A 22,998-nucleotide genomic window follows, 5' to 3' on the forward strand; every position below is an offset into this window, starting at 1 on the left:
CGAAGGGCGGTGGAGACGCCTCCACAAAGGTCCCCCTCACGTGGCCTGTTGGCACTCGGGACCGATCGCTAGGCTGGCCGCGGACGACGAACCGGGAGGAGCACGGACGTGGCCGAGAGCACCATCCAGCAGCAGCCGCCGCTCGCGGGCTGGGACAAGCCGGAGCTGGACCTCAGCAGCGCCGAGTGGCACTCAAGCAGCCGTGGCGTGGGCGATGTGCAGATCGCCTTCGTCGAGGGATTCATCGCGATGCGCAACAGCGGCCGCCCGGAGAGCCCTTCCCTGATCTTCACTCCCGCCGAGTGGGGTGCCTTCGTGTCGGATGCGAGGGAGGGCGAGTTCGACCTGACGTGACGCACGGGCCCGGGTGAGCCGGCGGGCGGTCGCCCCGCGCGCCGGCCGCCATCGGGCCGATCCGGGTGTGTTCCGCCCGTTTTTCCGGACACGCGACCCTGAGAACCCCGCAGAGGGCGACGCCTGAGCCAGGCTGGCCCCGGGAGCGGGAAGGTCGTACTCCGGAGGTGAGGAACCCATGAGCACCCTGCCGGTCATCGCCGCGGTCGACGGTTCGGACGACAGCCTCGTCGCGCTGGACTGGGCCTTCGACACCGCCCTGGTGCGCAAGGCGCCGCTGCGGGTGGTCCATGTCCAGCAGTACGCATCCTGGGCCGGGCCCGAGGTCCTGCCCGCCGGGCGGCCCACACCGGACGACGATCCGGTGCTCGACCGGGTACGCCGCTATCTGGAGGGCCGTACCGAGCGGCCGGTCCTGGAGTACGTCGCCCTGGAGGGGACGCCCGGTGCGGTGCTGTTCGAACTGAGCTCCATCGCCGAACTGCTGGTGCTGGGCAGTCGCGGCCGGGGAGGCTTCACCGGACTGCTGCTCGGCTCCAACGGCATGGCCGCCGCACGAGACGCCGAGTGCCCGGTCGTCGTGGTGCCCAAGCCGGGGCGCCCGGTCCACGACGGGATGCCCGTCGAGCCGGGGCCGCGGGTCGTCGTCGGCCTTCAGGTCGACAGCCCCGACGAGGCCGCGCTGTCCTTCGCCTTCGCCGAGGCAGCCCTGCGCGGCGCCCGCCTCCAGGTCGTCGCCGCCTACCCGTGGCCCCTGCACCTCTGGACGGCGGTGACCGCGCAGGTCATGCAGCCGTCCGAGGACCAGGACGCCGTCGAGGCCGCGACCCGCACCCTCACCGAAGGCTTCCTCGCCCCGCACCGCCAACGCCACCCGGAGGTCCACACCGAGTCGTACGTGGTCCCGGGCGACGCGGCGGGCCATCTCGTCGCCGCCTCCAAGGACGCGGACCTCGTCGTCGTGGGCCGGCACCGGCGACGCCTGCTGGCCCCCGCCCGCATGATGGGCTCGGTCACCCACGCGGTCCTGCTGCACGCCGCGAGCCCGATCGCGGTGGTGCCGCCCGCTCCGCCACAGGGGTGAGCGGCCCGGCCCTCGGGCGGCCGAGTGCCCCGGCCCCGTCAGCCGGTGCCGAACCAGGCGCGGGCCAGCGACGGCAGCGTGCCGTCGGCCGGTGCGCCCAACTCCCGTAGATACCAGGGCAGGTTGCTGTACACGTGCAGCAGCGCGTACGCCAGCAGGTGGTCCGGCTCGAAGACGGTGCCGTACGACTTGGCGAGGCGGGCCAGCAGCCGGGGATCGCCCCGCGTGACGAACACGCCCACGCCGACGAAGTCGTAGGCCCGGTCGCCGATCATGGCCGGCTCGAAGTCGTAGAGGCCGGTCAGCCGCCAGCCGTCGGGATCGACGAGGAAGTGCTCCCGCATGACCTCGGTGTGCAGCAAGGAACGCCCCGGAGTGCGCGGCAGCCGGACCGAGGCGAGGAACTCGGTGATCTGCTCCAGCCACTGGGCCGACAGCCCGCGCCCACGCTGCCGCTCGACGGCCCCGGCGCGCTGCCGGTCCACGAACACGCCCCAGTCCCCGGGCCCCAGGACGTCTTCGAGCGGCCCGGGATCGACCGTGTGGAGCACGGCCAGAGCCTCACCGATCTCGGCCACGAGGCGCTCACGGTCGGCACGCGGAACGCGGTTCCAGACGCCGGCCAGGTTCTCGCCGCGCAGCCGCGACATCAGCACGTACCGCCAGCCGTTCTCGTACACGCCGGCGTCGCGCACCTGCGGCGTCGGTACCGGCAGGAGCCCTTGGAGATGGGACAGGACCCGGCCCTCGGCCTCGCCGTCCCGGGCGGCGGCGCCGGGGAACAGCTTGAGGACGTGTTCGTCGCCCACGGCGTACACCGGCTGCGAGCCGTCGGGGAAACGGCTCAGCGGGATGCCGGCCAGACCGAGGCGGGCGCACAGGTCCTCCGTGCCGGGCCGCATGACGGTTTCGTCGGGGACGACCGCGTCCCATTCCTCGTCCGTTTCCACCGGAGGCAGCATGATCGCGACCGTAGGGCGCCGCCTGCCGGGCGGCAACGGATTTGCGTGGCCTCCGGCCGTGCGGTGGAGCACCCGAGCACCCGCGCTCACGGGTGCGGGAGCGGCGGGGGAGCAACGCCCGAACCTCCGCCCGCACGTCATGGAGCAGGTTGGGCCACGTACCATGGCGGCATGTCGTTCCTCCGCCGCCGCAGTGCCACGCCCGCCGGGCCCGACTTCGACGTACTGGCCATGGACCCGGGCGACTGGCCGGGTAATCTGGGCGCCGGGCTGCTTCCCGCCCCGGACGGCAGCTGTCAGGGGGTCTTCCTGCGATACGACCTCTTCGGCGGCCGCGGCCCCGCGATGATCATCGGCAACCTCCCGGAGGGCTCGCCGGCCCGCGAGGTCACCGAGGGCGAGATCCCGTTCGAGGTCGCGCAGCTGCTGCTGGCCCTGGAGAACGACGAGGAGATCACCGTCGTCGGCAGCGAGGACGTGCCGGTGATGCAGGGCGACAACCTCCTGATCGTGCGCCGTCTGAAGCTCTCCGAGAGCCGGATCTCCTGCGTGCAGTTCGACCGCAGCGACAACGTCCTGGTCACCATCGCGGCCTGGGACCGCCCCATCACCGACGATCTGTACGCCCTGTTGAAGCCGCTGCCCGCGGAGCTCTTCCAGCAGGGCTGAACCGCCGATCACCCCCCCCGGACAGCCATGGCCCCGATTGATCGGGGCCTTGTTTGTGTTGTCATGACCCTTGCCGCAGAGTCATCGGATCTCTAGCGTCAGGGGTCATGTCGTATGAGTCGCATGAGTCGCAGGGGATCACCCGAAGAAATACGTTAAAGGCGGCGGTAGGCGGGGCCGTCGGAGGAGCCGGTGGGCTGGCCCTTGGTGCAGGGGTCGTAGAAGCCGCCGCCGATGATTCCTCCGATGTGTCGGTCAATGGGTCGGCCGATGCGTCGACGAGACCGTCGGTGCTCTGGTACGCCGCCCCGGCCGCCGACTGGGAGCGCGAGGCCCTGCCCATCGGCAGCGGCGCGCTCGGCGCCATGGTGTTCGGCACCCTCGCCTCCGAACGGCTGCAGTTCAACGAGAAGACCCTCTGGACCGGCGGCCCCGGCTCCGCGCAGGGCTACGACCACGGCAACTGGCGCGAGCCCCGCCCCGGCGCGTCACCGCGGTCCAGGACGACCTCGACGCGCGGACCACCCTCGACCCCGAGTCCGTGGCCGACCGGCTCGGCCAGCCACGGACCGGCTACGGCGCCCACCAGACCTTCGGCGACCTCCACCTCGACCTGCCCGGCGCACCGGCCACGACCCCGGAGGACTACCGTCGCGCGCTCGACCTCGACACCGCCGTCGCCTCGGTCGCCTACACCCACCAAGGCGTCCGCCACCAAAGGGACTTCTTCGCCTCCCACCCCGACGGCGTGATCGTCGGCCGACTCCACGCCGACCGCCCCGGCAGCGTCACCTTCACCCTGCGCCACACCTCACCCCGCGCCGACTTCACCGCCACCGCCGCCGACGGCACCCTGACCGTGCGGGGCGCACTCGCCGACAACGGGCTGCGCTTCGAGGCACAGGTCCGGGTCCGCGCCCAGGGCGGCACCGTGACCTCCGAAGCCGGCGGCACCGTCACCGTGACCGGGGCCGACAGCGCCTGGTTCGTGCTGGCCGCGGGCACCGACTACGCCGACACCTCCCCCGGCTACCGCGGCCCCGACCCGCACGCCGCCGTCACCCGTGCCGTCCAGCGGGCGGGTGACCGCTACGAGTCACTGCTCGCCCGGCACCTGAGCGACCACCGTGCCCTGTTCGGCCGGGTCGGCCTGGACATCGGCCAGTCACTCCCCGCGGACGTACCCACCGACCGGCTGCTCTCCTCGTACACCGGCGGGACGAGTGCGGCGGACCGCGCCCTGGAAGCCCTCTACTTCCAGTACGGCCGGTACCTGCTCATCGCCTCCTCGCGCCCCGGCTCACTGCCCGCCAACCTCCAGGGCGTCTGGAACAACAGCACCTCGCCCCCGTGGTCGGCGGACTACCACACCAACATCAACATCCAGATGAACTACTGGCCCGCCGAGGCCGCGAACCTCGCCGAGACGACAGCGCCCTACGACCGCTTCGTCGAGGCCCTGCGCGCGCCCGGGCGCCGCACCGCGCAGGAGATGTTCGGCTCGCGCGGCTGGGTCGTGCACAACGAGACCAACCCGTACGGGTTCACCGGCGTGCACGACTGGGCCACCGCGTTCTGGTTCCCCGAGGCGGCGGCCTGGCTCACCCAGCAGATGTACGAGCACTACAGGTTCAGCGGCTCCACCGACTACCTGCGCAGCACCGCGTACCCGGCGATGAAGGAGGCCGCCGAGTTCTGGCTCGACAACCTGCGCACCGACCCACGCGACGGCACCCTGGTCGTCACCCCCAGCTACTCGCCCGAGCACGGCGACTTCACGGCCGGTGCCGCCATGTCCCAGCAGATCGTCCACGACCTGTTCACCAGCACCCTCGAAGCGGCCCGGATCCTGGGCGACACACCCGACTTCCGCCGCCGCGTCGAGGAGGCGCTGAACCGGCTCGACCCCGGGCTGCGCATCGGCTCCTGGGGCCAACTCCAGGAGTGGAAGGAGGACTTGGACGACCCCGCCGACACCCACCGGCATGTCTCCCACCTGTTCGCCCTCCATCCCGGACGACAGATCGAACCCGGCAGCAAGTGGGCGCAGGCCGCCAAGGTCTCCCTGACCGCACGCGGCGACGGCGGCACCGGCTGGTCCAAGGCCTGGAAGATCAACTTCTGGGCCCGGCTGCGCGACGGCGACCACGCCCACAAGATGCTCGGCGAGCAGCTGAAGTCCTCCACCCTGCCCAACCTCTGGGACACCCACCCGCCGTTCCAGATCGACGGCAACTTCGGCGCCACCTCCGGCATTGTGGAGATGCTCCTGCAGAGCCAGCACGACGTCATCGAGGTGCTGCCCGCCCTGCCCACCGCCTGGCCGGCCGGTTCGGTGCGCGGACTGCGCGCCCGCGGCGGCGCCACCCTCGACATCGAGTGGGCCCACGGCCGGGCCACCCGCATCACCCTCAAGGCATCCCGCACCCGTCGACTCACCGTCCGCAGCGACCTGTTCAAGGACGGGGACGTCACCTTCAGAGCGGTCGCCGGGCGGCACTACACCTGGGAACGGGAGGACTGACGCGGACCTGCCGTCACCAGCCCGACGGCACCACCCGCACATCCTCCGCCCGCACGAACGCCACCCGGTGACCGAACTGGATCTCGTAGTACTGGTCCTTGCCGATCACGACCCGGTGAGAGGCATCGTCGAACCCCACCGCGTAGTAGTACTGGCCCGACACCCTGTCACCCAGCGCGTACTGCTGCCCGGCCGGCAGGGTGTACGGCAGCGGCGACACCTCCTGGGCGGGCACGTCCGCCGGATAGGCGGAGACCTCGGGATAGGCGCGCCCGTACACCGGGACACTGGTCGCGCCGTCCTTCGGCGTCACCACCGGCCCGGCCGCGCTCACCGCGGTCGGGCCCTTCCGCGGGTTCTTGAACCACGCCTTCTGGCCCAGATACCAGATCGCCGTCCACTCGCCCTCCCGGCCGGCGACCGCGTACTGCTGGCCGGTCGAGACCCGCGAGGACAGGTCGTTCACGCCCTTGCCCGGGGTCGTGCCCAGACCGACGTCCTTGATCAGGGGATACGACTCGCCGGGCCCGGAGTACAGCCGCACCGCGCTGGAACCGTGATCGGCGCAGGGCTCGCCCGCGGTGACACAGCCCGTGAACTCGGGCCGGTTGGCGGCGTAGTCGGGACGGATCGTCACCAGGCCGCCGTACGGGCCCGCGGTGGGCACGATGGGGCGGCCGAGCAGCTCGAAGTAGTGCCGCCAGTCCCAGTACGGGCCCGGGTCGGTGTGCATGCCGCGCACCGCCGACGCGGTCCCGCCCGGCACGGTGTCGTGGCCGAGGATGTGCTGGCGGTCCAGCGGAATGCCGTACTTGGCGGCGAGATACGTCACCAGCCGGGCCGAGGACAGGTACATCGCCTCCGTGTACCAGGCGTCCGGCCGCGCCAGGAAGCCCTCGTGCTCCAGGCCGATCGACTTGGCGTTGATGTACCAGTTGCCCGCGTGCCAGGCCACATCCTTGGCCTTCACATGCTGGGCGATATGGCCGTCGGTGGAGCGCAGCGAGTACTGCCACGACACATACGTCGGGTCCTGCACCATCTTGAGGACCCCGTCCCAGGTGCCCTCCGTGTCATGGATGACGATGTACCGGATGTTCTGCGACGCCGGACGGTTCCCCAGGTCGTGGTTGCCGTAGTCGCCCTCCCCGAACTGCTCGTACGGCGCCGGGACCCACTCGCAGGACACCGTCGGCGGGCACTCGGTCTCATCGGTGTCCAGCGTGCGCAGTCCGGCCCGCCGCAACTGCCCCGTGTCGGGGGAGAGGCGCGGCTGGGCGGCCAGGGCGACCAGTTGGCCCGCGTCCGTGTGCCGCCTCTGGCCGGTGCGCAGCACGGCGTAGACGTCGTTCGCGTACGCTGCCGCCGTCGCGGTGTCGTCGGCGCCGGAGAAGCGGGCCACCGCGCCGTACCAGTCCGCCGGATCGGAGCTCAGCGGCCGGCCCAGCGCCTTCTGCTCGGCCGCGAGCAGGGCTGCGCCGCCGGCCACGTTGGCGGCCGGGTCCTTGCGCAGCCGCTCCGCGCTCAGTCCGGTCAGTTCGGCCGCCTTGGGCAGCGTCCTGAGGCGGGCCGGCAGCTGCGAGTTCTTCGGCGGCTCCGCCTTCGGGTGCAGGGGCGGGCGGGCGCTGTCGCCGCGCGGGTCCTCCGAACCCTCGCTGTGGTGCGGGACCTGCTCGCCGAGCGCGGTGCGCGCGTCGGTGAGGTGCATCGGGCCGTAGCCGCCGGTCACGCTGGGCGCCCCGTCGTGCGCGTCCCAGCGGGACTGCAGATAGGAGACGCCGAGCAGGACACTCTGCGGGACGTGGTACTCGGCGGCGGCGGACGCGAAGGCCGACTGCAGACGGTCCCCGGTGTTCCGGGCGTCGGACGGGGCCGCGCCGAGCAGCGGGACCAGCAGGGTCGCGGCGGCCATGGCGGTGACGGATCCTCGCAATGCAGCCTCCTGGGACGGTCGGGCGCGATGAGCCGTGCGGGGCCGGGCGTGCGTCAGTGGTACCGGCTGTCCGACGATCCGTCAATCATGCCAAGGGGCGGGAGAATTCCCTTGTCAACCGTGATTCCCGGGAGTTTCGCCGCGACGGCCGCCGGGCCTGCGCGGCGTCAGTGGCGTACACCTGTGGGCGCCGTACGGCCAGATGGCGGAACTCGTCGCCGCCGTGCACGAGAACGCACACACGAAGGCCCGCGGTACGTCGCTGTCTCAGCGCGTACCGCGGGCCTTCGTCCCCGTCAGCGAGTACCGACCGCCGCTCGTACGGCCCGGCGGGCCAGCTGGCAGTCGTCGTGCAGCCGCCTCAGCAGAAGCCGCTGTTCCTCGCCGGACGGCGCAGCACCCGGGTGGGCCACTCCCGGTGCCGCCGGGGTCGAGTCGTGCATGGAACGCTGCAGGGCCGTCTCATAGGTACGGATCTCACGCGTCAGCACCAGCATCAGGTTCACCAGGAACGCGTCCCGTGAGGCCGGGCCCGCCGACTGCGCGATCTGGCTGATCTGCCGCCGCGCCACCGGCGCGTCCCCGAGCACCGACCACAGCGTCGCCAGGTCGTAGCCCGGCAGGTACCAGCCCGCGTGCTCCCAGTCCACCAGCACTGGACCGGCCGGTGAGAGCAGGATGTTCGACAGCAGCGCGTCGCCGTGGCAGAACTGGCCCATGCCCTGCCGGCCCGCGGAGGCCGCGATGCCGTGCAGCAGCTTCTGCAGATCCCCCATGTCCCGGTCGGTGAGCAGACCCAGCTCATGGAACCGGGAGATCCGGTCCGCGTACTCCAGCGGGGCGTCGAACGTGCCCGCCGGCGGCCGCCACGAATTGAGCCGGCAGATCGCTCCGAGTGCCGCCCGGATGTCCGCCCGCGGCGGCGCCTCCAACGGGTGCCGCTGCAGTGCCGCGACCCGGCCCGGCATCCGCTCGATGACCAGTGTGCAGTTGTCCGGATCCGCCGCGATCAGTCTCGGCACCCGCACCGGGGGGCGGTGCCGGACGAACGAGCGGTATGCCGCTATCTCGTGCCGGATCCGCTCGGACCACGTCGGGGAGTGGTCCAGTAAACACTTGGCGACGGCCGTGCTGCGCCCGGTCGTGCCGACCAGGAGGACGGACCGCCCGCTGCGCCGCAGTACCTGAACCGGGGTGAACTCCGGGCAGATCCGGTGCACCGACGCGATCGCCGTACGCAGCTGGGCGCCCTGAGGGCCGGACAAGTCGAGTCTCCCGCTGAGCGGTTGGGTGCCGAGCCCCGGCGCGCGCCGCGGCCGACCCGCACCGAGCACCGGAGCGGGGGCGGCCGCCGGCCGCGCGGGGTCGAGGTAGGGGCCGCTGCCCGCCGGACGGGCTCGCAGCGACCGGGGCGGGGCGGACACGGAGGACGATGCTGCGTACATGGGAGAAACAGATCCCTTCGTGTGCCTGCGACGTCAAAGCGCTGCCCGATCCGGTCGCCCGGGTGCACCCTGGGGAATGTCCCTCGGCGACCGGGTCGGGGTGGCGCGTTCCTACCTGACACCCGATGCCCAGTGGCACACCATCTGGCGCACCCTGGCGAACCCTGGCGAATAGTCCCGGGGCAACTCTCCCGGGGCTACTGTCAACTCAGCCGAGAACCTGGGGGCTTGACGTGAGCGGAGAACCCAACACCCGCCTATCGGACCTGTTCGGCCTGGCCGGCTGGTCCAAGGGCGAGCTCGCGAGGCTGGTCAACCGGCAGGCGGCGGCCATGGGCCACCCCCAGCTGGCGACCGACACCTCGCGGGTGCGGCGGTGGATCGACATGGGAGAGATCCCGCGCGATCCGGTGCCGCGGGTGCTGGCGGCCCTGTTCACCGAGCGTCTCGGCCGTGTCGTGACCATCGAGGACCTCGGTCTGGTCCGGCACGGGCGTGCGGGGAGACGGCAGGACGCCGGGAGTGTGGAGCATCCCGACGGTGTGCCGTGGGCGCCCGAACGGACTGCCGCGGTCCTCACCGAATTCACGGGAATGGACCTCATGCTCAACCGACGCGGCTTGGTGGGCGCGGGTGCCGCGCTCGCCGCGGGATCCGCACTCAGCAGCGCCATGTACGACTGGCTGCACACCGACCCGGCCCTCAGGGCCGACGCCCCCCAGTTCGACGACCCTTTGCACGCCGACCCCGTTGGGCTCGACCGTTACGAGGCCGCGCCCATCGGGTCACAGGAGATCGAGGAACTGGAGGCCTCGGTAGAGGTGTTCCGGGCCTGGGACGCGGCCCGCGGCGGCGGGCTGCAGCGCAAGGCTGTCGTAGGCCAACTCAACGAAGTGGGCGGCATGCTCGCCTACCGACACCCCGAACATCTGCAGCGGCGCCTGTGGGGCGTCGCCGCCAACCTCGCCGTCCTCGCGGGCTGGATGTCGCACGACGTCGGTCTGGAACCCACGGCACAGAAGTACTTCGTCATCGCCGCCCACGCGGCCCGAGAGGGCGGCGACCGGCCGCGCGCCGGGGAGGCGCTCTCCCGAGCGGCTCGCCAGATGGTGCACCTCGGCCGGCCCGACGACGCACTCGACCTCATGAAACTCGCCCAGTCCGGATCCGGTGAAGAGGTGCTGCCGCGCACCAAGGCCATGTTCCACACCATCGAGGCCTGGGCGCAGGCGTCGATGGGCAAGGGCCAGGCCATGCGCCGCACCCTCGGACAGGCGGAGGACCTCTTCGTCTCCGACCGGGGCGACGTACCGCCGCCGAGCTGGATGCAGACCTTCAAGGACGAGGATCTGTACGGCATGCAGGCCCTGGCCTACCGCACGCTGGCCGAGTTCGAGCCGGGCGCCGCCGCGCACGCCCAGCACTACGCGGAGAAGGCCCTGGCCCTGCGCATCGACGGCCGGGAGCGCTCGAAGATCTTCGACCATCTGTCCATGGCGTCCGCCTGCTTCATCGCGGACGACCCCGAACAGGCGGACCGGTACGCACGGCTGGCCCTGATGTCGATGGGTTCGAACTCCTCCGGCCGCACCTGGGACCGGCTGCGCCAGATGTACCGGCTCACCGCCGAGTACTCCAGCTATCCGAAGATCCACGAACTGCGGGAGGAGATCCGCTTGGCGCTGCCCAAGGCGAAGAAGCCGGGCAGCGGCAACAGTGCACAGGCGTAGCGCACAGGCATAGGGGGCCTGTGCGCCTGATCCCCCATACGTCCGTCCTGCACACGCCCTACGACATCACCCTGGCCACCAGCACGCAGGCGTCGTCCGCGCGCTCACTCTCACCGAACTCCTCCACGACCAGCCGTACGCAGTCCTGTGCGCTGCGTGCCCCGCCGAACCGGGGGGCCAGTTCGAGGAGCCGGTGCACGGAGTCCGTTCGGCTGTGCCTCGGCACCAGTCCGTCCGTGTGCAGCAGAAGCAGGTCTCCCACCCGCAGGCTCTCCTCGGCCTGCGCGTAGACGGCACCCGAGGTGGCGCCCAGCAGGACGCCGTCCGGCGCGTTCAGCCGGTGCCCCGTCCCGTCGCGGAACAGCAGCGGGGCGGGGTGTCCGGCCTGCGCCCAGGTCAGGGTGCGGGTGTCCGGCCGGTAGCGGCAGCAGACGGCGCTGCCGAGGGCGGGCTGGACGGTGGCGTCGAGCAACTGGTTGAGCCAGGACATCAGTTGGCCCGGCTGGGTGCCGGCCATCGCCATGCCGCGTACGGCGCCCAGCAGGGTCGCCATGCCCGACGTCACGGCGACACCGTGACCGGTGAGGTCGCCGACGCTCAACAGCGTGTCGCCGTCGGCCAGTTCGAGGGCGTCGTACCAGTCGCCGCCGATCAGCGCGCTCGTCGACGACGGCAGATAGCGGGCGGCGAGGTCCAGTGTCCGAGGGCCCTGGTGCGGGAGCCGCAGGGAGCCGCGCCACGGCGGCAGCACGGCCTCCTGCAACTCGACCGCGAGCCGGTGCTCGGTCTGCGCGTGGTGCCGGTGGCGTTGCAGCGAGTCACGGGTCTCGCTCAGCGCGTGCTGGCTGCGGCGCAGTTCACTGACGTCCCGCAGTACGGCCCACATCGAGGCGGTGCTGCCGTCGGAGTCGAGCACGGGCTCGCCCATCATGTGCACGGTGCGGGTCTCGCCGTCCGGCCGGACGATGCGGAACTCCCCGTCGATGGGTTTGGCGTCGACCAGGCAGTGGGTGACCATCGACGTCAGCTTCGGCCGGTCCTCGTCGAGTACCAGGGCCGGCAGCTCGTCGAGGGTGAGGGGCGCGGCGGCGGGGTCTCGCCCGAGGATCTGGTACAGCTCGCCGCTCCAACTGGCCTCGTCCGTCAGCAGGTTCCACTCCGCGCTGCCGACCCGGCTGAGCAGCGCGCCCGTCCGGGGAGCGGGCGGCGCCGCTCGGCCGGCCGGCGCGGCCGCGGGAGCCGGGGAGGCGGCGGACGGGCCGTCCCGCAGCTGCGCCAAGTGCGCGTCCAGGTCGTTGAGTTGGTGCAGGGCGAGATCGCACAGCGCCCGCTGCCACCGCTCCCGCGGGCCCGAACCGTCGCTCTGCGTGTCCCGCCGTACGGCGTCGACCTCGCCCCTGAGTCGCCGCGTCTGCGAGATGAGCGCGTCGACCGAGCCGCGCCCGGGCGGCTGGGCGGCGGGGTGGTCCGCAGAGAGATGGGGTGGCATGACGCACTCCGATGCGGGACGGTACGACCAAGGCTGACGGAAGGACCGTTACGACTGTTGCACAGCCCGCGACGCGCTGTAAGGGATTTGGCAACACCCGATACGGTGGTGCGTCCGGCATATGCCAGAGTCTCCACGGAGGGCCCGTGCCGTGCGAATGCAGTACGTCGTCAGAGGGGTCAAGTCGTAGGCGGCATACGCGATTTGACGGTCCTGCGGGACGATTGTACGGCGCTCATCCACGTGTTCGACGGCTGGATGTTCTAGGGGTGGAGCGGCCGTAGCCGCCCGCTGGACGGTTGCGCTCCCCGGGAGTGATGCAGTTCACATAAATGGGGACCGCTTCGGCGTAATGCGAAGGGCACCTGAGGGGTCGTAACAGCACAGCGGCAAAAGCGTCCGACCTCCGACCCTCAGGGGAGACCGCCCATGGACATCGCCCTCGAACAGCCCGCTCCCGCCCGTCTGATCACCGGCGAGGAGCGCGAACTGACCGTTCCCGCCAAGCTGCGGTACGCCTCCACGGACCCGCTGGCGGTGCACCTCGACTTCCCGGGCGAGGTCTCCCTCGACGGGCAGGGGGCCACCTGGACCTTCGCCCGCTGTCTGCTGGAGACGGGGCTGCGCGGGTCGGCCGGTGACGGGGACGTGCACATCTGGCCGTGCGGGCCCGAGCGTACGGTCGTGGAGCTGCACTCGCCCTACGGCATGGCGCTGCTCCAGTTCGACACCTCCGTGCTGCAGCGCTTCCTGCTGCGCACGTACGCGGCGGTCCCGGCCGGCGAGGAGGACCTCGGGGCGGTCGTGGAACGCGGTCTGAGCGCGCTCTTCGGCAGCGTGTGAGGAGGGCCGGCCGCAGGGGAGCGGGGCGGCCGTATGAGGAGGCGATACCGGACGACGCCGCTGTGCCTCCTCATCGCCGCGGTGTCAGAAGCGCAGCACCCCCGCGATCCCGCCGGCGTCGGCCAGCGTGCCGTCCGGGACGAAGCGGACCTCGGCGCCGGTCTCCAGGCACTGCTCGACGATCTCGTCCACGATGTCCTCGCGGGCGTCGAGGTCGCCGCTCGCGGCCGGGATCAGATGGCCGCCGTCCTCGCCGCGCACCGTCGCGCGGTAGTTCTCCTCGACGGCCAGCAGTCGTACCCGGCCCTCCCGGGCGCTGCGCCAGACCTCGTCGACACCGGCGGCGAACGACTTGCGGCCGAGGGCGGTTTCGAGCTCCCGGGTCACGGCGTCGGTGTTCTTGCGGGCCTCGGCGGTGATCACCGGCCGGATCGCCTGCCACACCGCCTGGTGGGTGCCGTGGGCCAGCCCGCCGTGCTGGATGTGCACCGCCTCCTTGGTGACTCCGCCGATCTCGTCCAGCAGGGACAGTGCGGCCGGCTCGCCGGTGACGTACAGGGTCCGCGGACTGCCCCGCAGGACCGCCGTCATGGCGGAGTCCGCGTCCTTGAGGAAGTGCCGGGTGCCCTCGTCGCGGAACGTGCTCGGGTCGTCCCCGATCTGCTCCCGGCGCTCGGCGTCGAAGTTCTCCATGCGCCGGGACAGCGGGAAACCGCCGGTGCGGGCCTCGGTGATGCGGTCCAGGCTGCCGTTCCACAGGGTGACGCGGTCGGCGGAGACCGAGAGCACCCAGTACGGCCGTTCGGCGGCGTGCGCGGAGACGAGGTTGCGGGTCAGGAAGGTGTCCGAGAGCACCACGCGCTCGGGCACCGTGCGGGCGAGGGACCAGACCTGGTGCTCACCCGGAGCGGCGAAGATCACCAGACCGTCCTCGGCGTAGGTGAGATCGACCTCGGCCAGAGCCTGGTCGAGCTGTCGCTCGACGTCCGTCCGGCGCTCGCGGGTGACCGACGGATCGGCCTCCAGCTGCTTCTTGGCCGTGGCCACGACATTGCGCAGCCGGACCTGGTCCTGGGTGCGATAGGGCTCTCGGCGATGCGTGGGCGTCAGCACGGACACGGCCGGATAAGGGCGCGGGCGCCGCAGCTCGGCGAGGGTCGTGGGACTGAGTGCGTGCTCCATAACAGCACGATAGGACCGATTCGCCGATCGGGCATTAGGGGCAATCCCGAGCATCGCCACGGCCCTACTCCCGCTCCTCCTCGATACCGCAGGAACTCCCGTCGGGCGGCAGTGTGCCGTACAGCAGGAAGGCGTCGACCTTGTTGTGCACGCACTTGGAGGAGCCGTATCCGGTGTGGCCGCCGCCCTTGTTGTCCAGGACCACGGCCGAGGAGCCGAGCCGCCGGGCCGTCTCCATGGTCCAGCGGTACGGCGTCGCCGGGTCGCCCCGGGTGCCCACGAGGAGCACCTTCGGAGTGTGCACGTCCTTCACCTCGTCGCGGATGAAGTCCGTGCCCTTGGGGCGGCCGTAGCACATCAGGACCTCGGTGAGCCGGTAGAGCCCGAAGACCGGCGACGCCTGCTCGTACTCGGCGCGCAGCCGGTCGAGGTTGCGGACGATCTGCCCGGCGGTGGGCCGGTCGGGGTCGTCCGCGCAGTTGATCGCCATCAGCGCGGCCGGAACGTTGTCGAGGGGGACGTCCTCGGCGTCCACCAGACCGCCGTCGGGGTCGCCGCTCTCCTCCCGGCCCGTGGGCGCGGCCCGGCCGCCGGCGAAGGACTCGATGGTGTGCGTGTCACCGTCCTCGATCAGCGCGGCGAGCCCCCGTTCCAGGGAGGGCCACAACTCCTCGCTGTAGAGCGCGTGTCCGATCGCGCCGACCAGGTCCTGCCCGGTGAACGGCTCGCCGAAGGCCGACGGCACCGGGTTCTCGTCCAGCGACTCGACGAGCCGTACGACCTGCTTGCGGGCCTCGCGCGCGTCCTGCCCGAACGGACAGGCGATGTCCTTCACGCACCAGTTGATGAAGTCGTCCAGCGCCTTCTGCTGGCCCTGGGCGCCCGCCACGCCCTGCTCGGTCAGCGGTTCGGTCAGCGTGTCCACGCCGTCGAGCACCATGCGGCCGACCTTCTCGGGGAACTGGGCGGCGTACACCGCGCCGAGCCGGGTGCCGTAGGAGAAGCCCAGGTAGTTGAGCTTCTTGTCGCCGAGGGCCTGGCGCATCACGTCCATGTCGCGCGAGGCGTTGACCGTGCCTATGTGGGGGAGCACGGGCCCGGAGTGCCGGGCGCAGGCGGCGGCCGCCTGCCGCAACTGCTTGAGCACGTCCTGCGGATGGCGGTCGACCTCGGTGCCGTCGTCCGCCACGCCGATGTTCTCCTCGCGGTCCCCGCAGCTGACCGGCGAGGACCTGCCGACGCCGCGCGGATCGAACGTCACGATGTCGTAGTTGTCCGTCAGCTCCATGAACTCCTTGCCGCCGGAGGCGAATTCAGGGATGCCGGCACCGCCAGGACCGCCGAAGTTCAGCAGCACCGAGCCCCGCTTCTCGCCGGTGGCCCGGTAGCGGGCGAGCGCCAGATCGAGGGTCCCCGCCTTCGGGCGGGCGTAGTCGAGGGGGACGGTGACCTTGCCGCACTGCATGTCCTTCGGCAGTCCCTCGCCCGGACACTTCGCCCAGGCGACCTTCTGCCGGTAGAAGCGGCTGAGGTCGGGCCCGTCGTCGTCCGTGGCCGCGGGCAGTCCCGTACCGAGCAGGACGATCCCGGCCGCACCGGCGAGGGCGCAGCGACGCAGCATGGGCCGCGTTGACAGCTTTGCCGGCATGAATGCCTCCAGGACGCCCGTCGCGGACCGGGAAACGGCGTCCTCGATCACGATAAGCGGGCCCCGGAACGACCGCCTCCGGGCGTGCGGGACCGCCCGGACGGGCGTATCCTGCGCCCTTTGCGTTCCTATCGGGCGCTTTTGCCACTAGTTCGACAAGCGTGCCACTCGATGGGGTGAAAGGCCGATAAGCCATAACTCGAATGGTTCGCCTGCGTTTTATCCGATGCGGGCGAGTGCCCGAGACCATGTCTGGAAGGCAGGGAACCTATGAAGCGGGTTACCCGAAACGGTGTGATCGCCTTCGCCGCCACCGGCGCGATGGCTGTGACGGTCCCGGCGTATGCCGATTCCGCAGCACACGGTGCCGCGGCCGACTCCCCGGGACTGCTGTCCGGCAACACCGTCCAGCTCCCGGTGCACGTCCCGGTGAACGTGTGCGGGAACACCGTGAACGTGGTGGGGCTGCTCAACCCCGCCATGGGCAACAAGTGCACCAACCAGGACGGCCACGGAAAGAAGGGCTCCGCGCGCGGCGGGGCAGTGGCCGAGGGAAGCGGAAAGGATTCGCCGGGCGTCGGGTCCGGCAACACCGTCCAGCTCCCCGTGCACCTCCCGGTGAACGTCAGCGGCAACTCCGTGAACGTGGTCGGCGTCGGCAACGCGGCGACCGGCAACGAGTCGGTGAACGGCGACGGACCGTCCCCCAGCACCAAGCCGGCGCCCAAGCCGAGGGCGCACCACCCGCGGCCCAAGGCGGAGCCGCCCGCCTTCGTCCCCCACGGCCCGAGGGGCGCCCTCGCCCACACGGGATCGGACGAGACCCTCGCCGCGGCCGCGGCAGGCGGCGCGGTGCTCATGCTGGGCGGCGCCATCCTGTACCGGCGCTTCCGCCCCGGGCGGTGAGCTGACCCGCGCCTCGCACGCGCGGCACGCAAGGCCCCACCGTGCGGACGGTGGGGCCTTCGTCATGCGCACATCCGTCCGGTCGTACCCCCTTGTGCGGCAACGGCTTGATCATGCCGTGACGCCCTCGCGGCCGATCCGAAAGGATGCTGCGAGCACGGTCGATCACCGTGTGCGCGCGGATCCCCCCCCGGTGTGCACGCGGATCCCCCACGGAATGGAGCGAACCCATGGCCTCTGAGGCCCCCCAAGACCTCATCATCACCCAGGCCGGCCTCGACGACTGGCCGGTCGTCCGCGGCTGGGCCGTCGACGAGGGCTGGAACCCGGGAGTCGCGGACAGCGCGGCCTTCTTCGCGCAGGACCCGGAGGGCTTCTTCATCGGCCGGATCGACGGCGAGCCCGTCTCGGCGATCTCCGTCGTCAACTACGGCTCCGACTACGCCTTCCTGGGCTGGTACCTGGTCCGCCCCGACGTACGCGGCCGTGGCTATGGCCTCACCACCTGGAAGACCGCGCTGGCGCACGCCGAGAACCGCACCGTCGGCCTGGACGGGGTCGTCGCCCAGCAGGACAACTACCGCCGCTCCGGCTTCGAGTTCGCGCACCGCACCTTCCGGTTCACCGGCGTCGCACCGGCCTCCGAGGCACCGGACGTCCGGGTCGTACGGCCCGAGGACCTCGACGACATCACCGCGTACGACCGCACCTGCACCCCCGCCGACCGCCCCCGCTTCCTCGCCCACTGGCTCACCGGCCCCGGACACCACGCCGTCGTCCGCCGCAGCGGCGACCTCGTCACCGGCTACGGCGTGATCCGCCCCGGCCACGACTGCCCGCGCATCGGCCCGCTCTTCGCCGACACCGCCGAGGACGCACGGGCCCTGTTCGCGGCCCTGACCGCCCAGGCGCCCGGCCGCGAGGTGGCCATAGACGTGCCCGAGACCAACGCGGCGGCCGTCGCCCTCGCCGAGAAGGCCGGGTTCACCCCCTCCTTCGAAACGGCCCGTATGTACACGGGCCCCGTACGGCCGTACGCCCAGGAGCGCGTCTTCGGCGTCACCTCCCTGGAACTCGGCTAGCGCCTGCGCCCCGCCAGCAGCACCATCCCGGAGTCCCCGTAGTCCGGCAGCGTCGGGTCGGTGTCGATGCGGGTGACCTCCAGCTTGCCGGTCAGCGGGGCGAACACCTCCGTGACGAGGTCCGGGTTCACCGGGCAGCCCGGCCAGCGTGAGGCGGGGCCGATGCGGTAGGTCGGCATGTTCTCCATGAAGGCCGCCACCAGGTACCCGCCCGGCGCCACACACCGTACGAACGCCCGGCAGAACTCGGTGAACTCGGCGTAGTCCTCGGTGGCGCCCTCGGCGACGAAGTGCATCGACGCCAGGTCGTAGCCGCCCGGCGGGAGCTCGCGGACGTCGCCGTGCACGACACGTACCTGGGCCAGTGCTCCGGCCAGGGTGGCGGGCAGGTCGGGGTTGAGCCGACGGCACAGCGCGTGGAACGGCAGCCAGCTCGCGTCGGGCTCGACCAGGAGCTGCCGCTCCAGATAGGCGACGTTGCCGGCGCCCGCCTCCACGGCGTCGACCCGGCGGCTGGCCCCGGCCGCGAGGATGAGCGGATACAGGTTGGGGCCCGCGCCGAACTCCACCGAACAGCCCAGCGAACCCGGCGGGAGACGGCGGTAGAACGCCGAGTGGTGGGTGATGACCGCCGCGTCGGACGGGTGCACCTCGCGGTAGTTCTCCGCGAGATAGTCCGCCACCGGCCAGTTGTCCCAGTCCACGTCGTCGTTGTGTGTGATCATCGCGGGCTCAGCTCTTCGGGCGCAGCGGGAACCGCGCGGACAGACGGGTCAGCGCGGCGGTCAGCCGGTCGATGTCCTCGTCGGAGTTGAGCGCCGTGATCTGGACGCGGAAACCCACCCGGTCACGCGGTACGAGGGGATAGGCGGCCAGCGTCACATAGATGCCCTCCCGCCACAGGAACGCCCCGACCGAGTCCAGGTCGGCCGGATCGGCGAGGGGGATCTCGATGATGGGCAGCCGGTCGGTGTTGAGGGTGCCGACGCCCAGCGCATCCAGGTGGTCCAGGACCCGGACCGTCCGGCGGTACAGGTCGGCGCGCAGGGCGTCCCCTCGCTGGTCGTTGACGTCCAGGCCGGCGAGTGCGGTGGCCAGGGACGCGGTGGGCGACGGGCCCGAGTAGAGGTAGGGCGCGGCGGCCGTCTTCAGCCGGTTCTTGAGGTCCGTGGGCAGGGCGAGGAAGGCCAGCAGCGAGGAGTACGCCTTGGAGAAACCGGCGACCAGGACGACGTTGTCGTAGGACTCACCGGTGTGCCGGACCAGCCCGTTGCCGCGCATGCCGTACGGACAGGACTCGTCCGGACCGCGCTCGCCGATCACACCGAAGCCGTGCGCGTCGTCCACGTAGAGCGTGGCGTCCCGGTCGCGGCACACCGCGGCCAGCGTGGGCAGGTCGCAGATGTTGCCGGTCATGCTGTTGACGCCGTCCAGGCAGACCAGCCGGGGCGAACCGGACGGCGCCGCCGCCAGCAGCGAGTCGAGCTCGTCGGGCCGGTCGGCGTGGAAGCGGCGCAGGGTGGCGCCCTGACCGCGGGCGACGAGGCAGCCGTCGTACACCGTCCGGTGCGCGGTCGCCTCGACGAAGACGTTCCCCTCGTCGGCCAGGACCGGGATCACCGAGGCGTGGATGAGGGTCAGTGTCGGCAGCAGCAGTGTGTCCTGGGCACCCAGCAGTGCCGAGAGCCGTTCCTCGATCTCCGGGTACAGCCGCGGACTGCCCAGCAGCCGCGACCAGCTCGGGTGCGTGCCCCAATTCCGTACGGCGGGCTGGATCCGGGCGGCTATCTCCGGGTCCCAGTCGAAACCGAGGTAGTTGCAGGAGGCGAAGTCGATCAGCCAGTGGTCCCGGCTGCGGATGTGCCGGCCGCGCACCTCGTCGAGGACGGCGTCGCTCATGGGACTGGTGCGCCGCAGATGGTCGAGGTCCGCCGAGCGCGCCTCCCGCCTGCTGCGCATCGGCAGGTTCCGGTGGTCGGGCTGCCGTGTCGCCACACCGGAGCCCGGCGCGAAGCGGCTCCCGTCGCTGCGCAGCACATGCCGGCTCTGCTCCACCGTCATCGGCCGCGCGAACAGGAAGCCCTGCCCGAACCGGCACCCCATGCCCGCGAGGAGATCCCGCTGGGCGGGGTCCTCGATGCCCTCGGCGATCACCTGCAGCCCCAGCGTGTCGGCGATACGTACGATGCCCTCGACGAGCGCGACCTGCTGGGTGTCCCGGGTGATGTCGTCGATGTACGACTTGTCGATCTTCAGCACATCGATGGGGAAGTCCCGCAGATACCGCAGCGAGGAGAACCCGGTGCCGAAGTCGTCGATGGCGATGTGCACACCCAGATCCTTCAGCGTGTGCAGCACCCCCTGGATCTGCGCGTCGCGGCGCAGCAGCACCGTCTCGGTGAGCTCCAGCTGGAGCGAGCCGGGCGCGAGTCCCGGGGTCCGCAGCGCCTGGCCGACCTGGTCGACGAACCCGATGTCGCGGAACTGGCGGGCGGACACGTTCACGCTGACGTACGGCGGATCGGTCGGCCGGGGGAGCCGCTGGAGCCCCGCGATGTCGTGGACCGCGTTCTCCAGTACCCACGACCCCAGCACGGCGATGTGCCCGGTCTCCTCGGCCAGGCTGATGAACTGCTCCGGCGCCACCGGCCGGTGCGGGGCACGCGGCCAGCGGACCAGCGCCTCGAAGCCGACGACCTCACCCGCCGTGATGTCCACGACCGGCTGGTAGCGCAGCGCGAACTCCTTCCCGGCGACCGCCTGCGCGAGCCTGCTCTGCAGATCGTGCCGCTCGATCATGCGGGTGTGCAGCATCGGCTGGAAGCGGCGCCACTGCCGCTTGCCCGCCGCCTTCGCCGCATACAGCGCGAGGTCGGCATGGCCCAGCAGCTCGTCGGCATCCGTGCTGTCCCGCGCCGTGGCCACCCCCACACTGGCGGAGACGGTCACCGACTCCTCGCCCAGCACGAACGGCCTGCTCAGCGTCTGGATCACCTGCGCGGCCAGCAGTTCGGCGTCGAGCGGCTCGCGCGCGTCCTCCATCAGCACGGCGAACTCGTCGCCGCCCAGGCGTGCCGCGGTGTCGGTGCGCCTCAGCGTCTGCGACAGCCGGGTGCCGACGTCCCGCAGCAGATGGTCGCCCGCCGAGTGCCCCAGCGTGTCGTTGACCAGCTTGAAGTCGTCCAGGTCGATGAAGAGCAGCGAGGTCAGCGAGGACTCCCGGCGGCTGCGCAGCAGGGCCCGCTCGATGCGCTCCAGCAGCAAGGTCCGGTTCGGCAGGCCGGTCAGCGAGTCGTGGAACGCCCGCTCGGTCAGCTCGTGCTCCAGCCGCCGCTGCTCGGTGACGTCCCGCAGGGTGACGACCAGCCCGGCCACGGTGCGCTCGTCCCGGAAGTCGCTGCACCGCACCTCCACCTCGACCCGCCCCTCCGGGTGGCGCACCCACCAGTGGTCGTGGGTGGCCCGCGGCCCGATCTCGCGTACGGCCGCCAGCTGCCGGGCCGCCCGGTGCCGGTCCCGGGGATCCACCAGCTCCGGCAGCGGCCGGCCGGCCAGGTCGGTGCTGCCGAACACGGACGCGGCGGACGGGCTCGCGTACCGGATCGTGTCGTCGTCCTCCAGGATCAGGATGACGTCGGACGCGTTGCGCACGAGGGTGCGGAAGTACGCCTCGCTCTCCCGGCGGATGATCTCCTGGCGCAGCTTGACGCGTTCCGTGGCCAGGCCCGCGTGCGAGGCGAGGATCTCCAGCGAGCTCCGCGTCTCCGTGAGCCGCCCGGGCGGACCGGCGACCAGCAGCGCGCCCGGGATGTCCCCGGCCGGACGGTCGGGCGGGGTCATGGGGCACACCAGGACGGACGAGAAATCGCTCAGCCCGGACGCGATGTCGGCGTCCAGCGCGTCGACGGCCACCAGCTGGGCACGGTGCGGGGTGAGCCCGGCGGCCCGCTCGGGCGGCAGCAGCAGGGTGCGGTGGCGGACGGTCGGGCCGAGCAGCCGGTCGGCGGCCGCCTCGCAGGAACGCGCGACCTCCTCGTTGCGGACCGCCGAGACCAGCGAGGCCCCTGCCGCGCGCAGCGCCAGCTCCCGTTCCACCGCTCTGCGATGGGCCACGACCATGCCCGCCAGACGCAGGATGACAAGGAAGAACAGCACGCCGGAGAAGGCGGCGATGACCGGAACGCCGTGCGGCTTCTCCTTGATCCCCTCGTGCAGCAGGATCGCCGGGGCGATGAAGGTGGCCACGGCCAGCATCAGGATCCGGTGCGGCGGCGGGAGCAGGGACTCACGCAGGGGCACGGACGCGGTCAGCTCGACCATGGCGGGGTGCAGCGCGGCCAGGCCCCACGCCGTGTAGAAGGCGATCCACCCGGAGTCGACCAGGGTCCCCGTCTGCCACAGGTCGTTGAGCTGGAGGATCCCGTAGGCGATGTCGAAGCAGAGCAGCGTCAGCGTGCCGACTACCAGCAGGCCCACCGACCGGTTGTGCCCCGTCACCGGTCCCGGTGTCAGCAGCCGGGCCAGCAGGGCCAGCACCAGGACGTCGCCGAGCGGGTAGGCGATGCTGATCACCCGCTGCTCCCAGGTCAGCCCCTCGATCTCGGTCAGCGGCTGGACCAGGAACACCCACACGGGCAGTGCGAGGCCCGCGGTGAAGATCAGCGCGTCGAGCAGACTGGGCAGGTCGTGACCGGCCCAGCGGTAGCGCACCAGGCCGTACAGGCCGACGGCGAAGAGGGCGTAGCAGGCGAGGTAGCAGGCGTCGGCGGGGGAGGGGAACGGGTTGGAGGCGTCGAAGTAGGCCTCCATCACGTTGTAGTAGGTGTCGCCCGCGATGAAGGCGAGCAGACCGGCCGCCAGCACCCACCAGGGCCAGCGGTGGGCAGGACGGTGCAGATGGGTGCCGATCAGCATCGCGGCGACCCCCGACAGACCGATGACGGCCCATACGGGGGCGAGCGCGGCGGGAACCGTCATGTAGACGACCGTGGCCACGGCGACCAACGCGATATAGGCGGTCATCAGCCGCTTAGCCGAAAGCAAGTGCAAGCGCCTCCCCCCCGTCGGAGGAGACCGGGCCATCGACCTGGTCTGGGTCCACTTTCGATCGTAGGCACCCCGGACGATCGCTTGCATCTTGAACGGAC

At 71.5% G+C, this 22,998-nt stretch carries 15 protein-coding genes and 1 pseudogene; 8 read left to right on the forward strand and 8 right to left on the reverse strand.

Features of this window, described 5'->3' with window-relative positions; translation table 11 throughout:
• The first annotated feature begins 108 nt into the window (after positions 1-108).
• Positions 109-354 carry a DUF397 domain-containing protein gene (locus ACFWYS_RS39385; RefSeq protein WP_384780139.1) on the forward strand — a complete coding sequence of 82 codons (246 nt, stop codon included), beginning with the start codon at positions 109-111 and terminating at the stop codon, positions 352-354.
• A gap of 178 nt (positions 355-532) precedes the next feature.
• Positions 533-1,438 (forward strand): universal stress protein, encoded by a 906-nt coding sequence (locus ACFWYS_RS39390; RefSeq protein WP_384780142.1) that lies wholly within the window; start codon positions 533-535, stop codon positions 1,436-1,438.
• Between the two features lie 38 nt (positions 1,439-1,476).
• On the opposite strand, the gene ACFWYS_RS39395 is transcribed toward ACFWYS_RS39390, so the two are convergent.
• The gene (locus ACFWYS_RS39395; protein ID WP_384780145.1) at positions 1,477-2,400 is read right to left on the reverse strand and encodes a phosphotransferase family protein; all 924 of its coding nucleotides are present in this window, start codon (positions 2,398-2,400) and stop codon (positions 1,477-1,479) included.
• Between the two features lie 171 nt (positions 2,401-2,571).
• On the opposite strand from ACFWYS_RS39395, the gene ACFWYS_RS39400 reads away from it, so the two are divergent.
• Both ACFWYS_RS39400 and ACFWYS_RS39405 read left to right on the forward strand, forming a co-directional pair.
• Positions 2,572-3,069, forward strand: coding sequence for a hypothetical protein (locus tag ACFWYS_RS39400; RefSeq protein WP_272118777.1), 498 nt, complete (start codon positions 2,572-2,574; stop codon positions 3,067-3,069).
• Positions 3,070-3,359: 290 nt separating this feature from the next.
• A pseudogene (locus ACFWYS_RS39405) lies at positions 3,360-5,593 on the forward strand (glycoside hydrolase N-terminal domain-containing protein).
• A 13-nt stretch (positions 5,594-5,606) separates the two neighbouring features.
• On the opposite strand, the gene ACFWYS_RS39410 reads toward ACFWYS_RS39405, so the two are convergent.
• Together ACFWYS_RS39410 and ACFWYS_RS39415 are read right to left on the reverse strand one after the other, a co-directional pair.
• A complete protein-coding gene (locus ACFWYS_RS39410) occupies positions 5,607-7,505 on the reverse strand; it encodes an N-acetylmuramoyl-L-alanine amidase (protein ID WP_384780148.1) in 1,899 nt (632 codons plus the stop codon).
• A gap of 317 nt (positions 7,506-7,822) precedes the next feature.
• Complete coding sequence (locus tag ACFWYS_RS39415) at positions 7,823-8,971, reverse strand: aminoglycoside phosphotransferase family protein (RefSeq protein WP_384780151.1); 1,149 nt, start codon at positions 8,969-8,971, stop codon at positions 7,823-7,825.
• 233 nt (positions 8,972-9,204) lie between these two features.
• On the opposite strand from ACFWYS_RS39415, the gene ACFWYS_RS39420 reads away from it, so the two are divergent.
• The gene (locus ACFWYS_RS39420) at positions 9,205-10,701 is read left to right on the forward strand and encodes a hypothetical protein (protein WP_384780154.1); all 1,497 of its coding nucleotides are present in this window, start codon (positions 9,205-9,207) and stop codon (positions 10,699-10,701) included.
• A gap of 58 nt (positions 10,702-10,759) precedes the next feature.
• Here the strand turns inward: ACFWYS_RS39420 and ACFWYS_RS39425 are convergent, their stop codons facing one another.
• Positions 10,760-12,190 (reverse strand): PP2C family protein-serine/threonine phosphatase, encoded by a 1,431-nt coding sequence (locus tag ACFWYS_RS39425; protein ID WP_384780157.1) that lies wholly within the window; start codon positions 12,188-12,190, stop codon positions 10,760-10,762.
• A gap of 429 nt (positions 12,191-12,619) precedes the next feature.
• Here ACFWYS_RS39425 and ACFWYS_RS39430 point away from each other — a divergent pair, with 429 nt between their 5' ends.
• Complete coding sequence (locus ACFWYS_RS39430) at positions 12,620-13,033, forward strand: SsgA family sporulation/cell division regulator (RefSeq protein WP_384780160.1); 414 nt, start codon at positions 12,620-12,622, stop codon at positions 13,031-13,033.
• 84 nt (positions 13,034-13,117) lie between these two features.
• Here the strand turns inward: ACFWYS_RS39430 and ACFWYS_RS39435 are convergent, their stop codons facing one another.
• Positions 13,118-14,215, reverse strand: coding sequence for a chemotaxis protein (locus ACFWYS_RS39435; protein WP_384780163.1), 1,098 nt, complete (start codon positions 14,213-14,215; stop codon positions 13,118-13,120).
• Positions 14,216-14,279: 64 nt separating this feature from the next.
• Positions 14,280-15,863, reverse strand: a complete 1,584-nt coding sequence (locus tag ACFWYS_RS39440) for an alpha/beta hydrolase (RefSeq protein ID WP_384780166.1) — start codon at positions 15,861-15,863, stop codon at positions 14,280-14,282.
• Between the two features lie 270 nt (positions 15,864-16,133).
• On the opposite strand from ACFWYS_RS39440, the gene ACFWYS_RS39445 reads away from it, so the two are divergent.
• Together ACFWYS_RS39445 and ACFWYS_RS39450 are read left to right on the forward strand one after the other, a co-directional pair.
• Positions 16,134-16,769, forward strand: coding sequence for a chaplin (locus ACFWYS_RS39445; protein WP_384780169.1), 636 nt, complete (start codon positions 16,134-16,136; stop codon positions 16,767-16,769).
• 230 nt (positions 16,770-16,999) lie between these two features.
• On the forward strand, positions 17,000-17,851 hold the full coding sequence (locus tag ACFWYS_RS39450; protein WP_384780172.1) for a GNAT family N-acetyltransferase: 852 nt from the start codon (positions 17,000-17,002) through the stop codon (positions 17,849-17,851).
• Here ACFWYS_RS39450 and ACFWYS_RS39455 read toward each other — a convergent pair.
• Both ACFWYS_RS39455 and ACFWYS_RS39460 read right to left on the reverse strand, forming a co-directional pair.
• On the reverse strand, positions 17,848-18,576 hold the full coding sequence (locus ACFWYS_RS39455) for a class I SAM-dependent methyltransferase (RefSeq protein ID WP_384780175.1): 729 nt from the start codon (positions 18,574-18,576) through the stop codon (positions 17,848-17,850). The two genes, ACFWYS_RS39450 and ACFWYS_RS39455, sit on opposite strands and share 4 nt — an antisense overlap.
• Positions 18,577-18,583: 7 nt before the next feature.
• Positions 18,584-22,873, reverse strand: coding sequence for an aminotransferase class I/II-fold pyridoxal phosphate-dependent enzyme (locus ACFWYS_RS39460; RefSeq protein ID WP_384780202.1), 4,290 nt, complete (start codon positions 22,871-22,873; stop codon positions 18,584-18,586).
• Positions 22,874-22,998 lie beyond the last annotated feature (125 nt).

The sequence above is a fragment of the Streptomyces sp. NPDC059010 genome (assembly GCF_042740355.1).
GTDB lineage: Bacteria > Actinomycetota > Actinomycetes > Streptomycetales > Streptomycetaceae > Streptomyces.

What these genes read in the sequence shown, in the direction of transcription:
- ACFWYS_RS39390 (WP_384780142.1), top strand. Translation starts at nt 533, where the DNA reads ATGAGCACCCTGCCGGTCATCGCCGCGGTCGACGGTTCGGACGACAGC.
- ACFWYS_RS39395 (WP_384780145.1), bottom strand. Translation starts at nt 2,400, where the DNA reads ATGCTGCCTCCGGTGGAAACGGACGAGGAATGGGACGCGGTCGTCCCC.
- ACFWYS_RS39400 (WP_272118777.1), top strand. Translation starts at nt 2,572, where the DNA reads ATGTCGTTCCTCCGCCGCCGCAGTGCCACGCCCGCCGGGCCCGACTTC.
- ACFWYS_RS39410 (WP_384780148.1), bottom strand. Translation starts at nt 7,505, where the DNA reads ATGGCCGCCGCGACCCTGCTGGTCCCGCTGCTCGGCGCGGCCCCGTCC.
- ACFWYS_RS39415 (WP_384780151.1), bottom strand. Translation starts at nt 8,971, where the DNA reads ATGTACGCAGCATCGTCCTCCGTGTCCGCCCCGCCCCGGTCGCTGCGA.
- ACFWYS_RS39425 (WP_384780157.1), bottom strand. Translation starts at nt 12,190, where the DNA reads ATGCCACCCCATCTCTCTGCGGACCACCCCGCCGCCCAGCCGCCCGGG.
- ACFWYS_RS39430 (WP_384780160.1), top strand. Translation starts at nt 12,620, where the DNA reads ATGGACATCGCCCTCGAACAGCCCGCTCCCGCCCGTCTGATCACCGGC.
- ACFWYS_RS39435 (WP_384780163.1), bottom strand. Translation starts at nt 14,215, where the DNA reads ATGGAGCACGCACTCAGTCCCACGACCCTCGCCGAGCTGCGGCGCCCG.
- ACFWYS_RS39440 (WP_384780166.1), bottom strand. Translation starts at nt 15,863, where the DNA reads ATGCCGGCAAAGCTGTCAACGCGGCCCATGCTGCGTCGCTGCGCCCTC.
- ACFWYS_RS39445 (WP_384780169.1), top strand. Translation starts at nt 16,134, where the DNA reads ATGAAGCGGGTTACCCGAAACGGTGTGATCGCCTTCGCCGCCACCGGC.
- ACFWYS_RS39450 (WP_384780172.1), top strand. Translation starts at nt 17,000, where the DNA reads ATGGCCTCTGAGGCCCCCCAAGACCTCATCATCACCCAGGCCGGCCTC.
- ACFWYS_RS39455 (WP_384780175.1), bottom strand. Translation starts at nt 18,576, where the DNA reads ATGATCACACACAACGACGACGTGGACTGGGACAACTGGCCGGTGGCG.
- ACFWYS_RS39460 (WP_384780202.1), bottom strand. Translation starts at nt 22,873, where the DNA reads ATGACCGCCTATATCGCGTTGGTCGCCGTGGCCACGGTCGTCTACATG.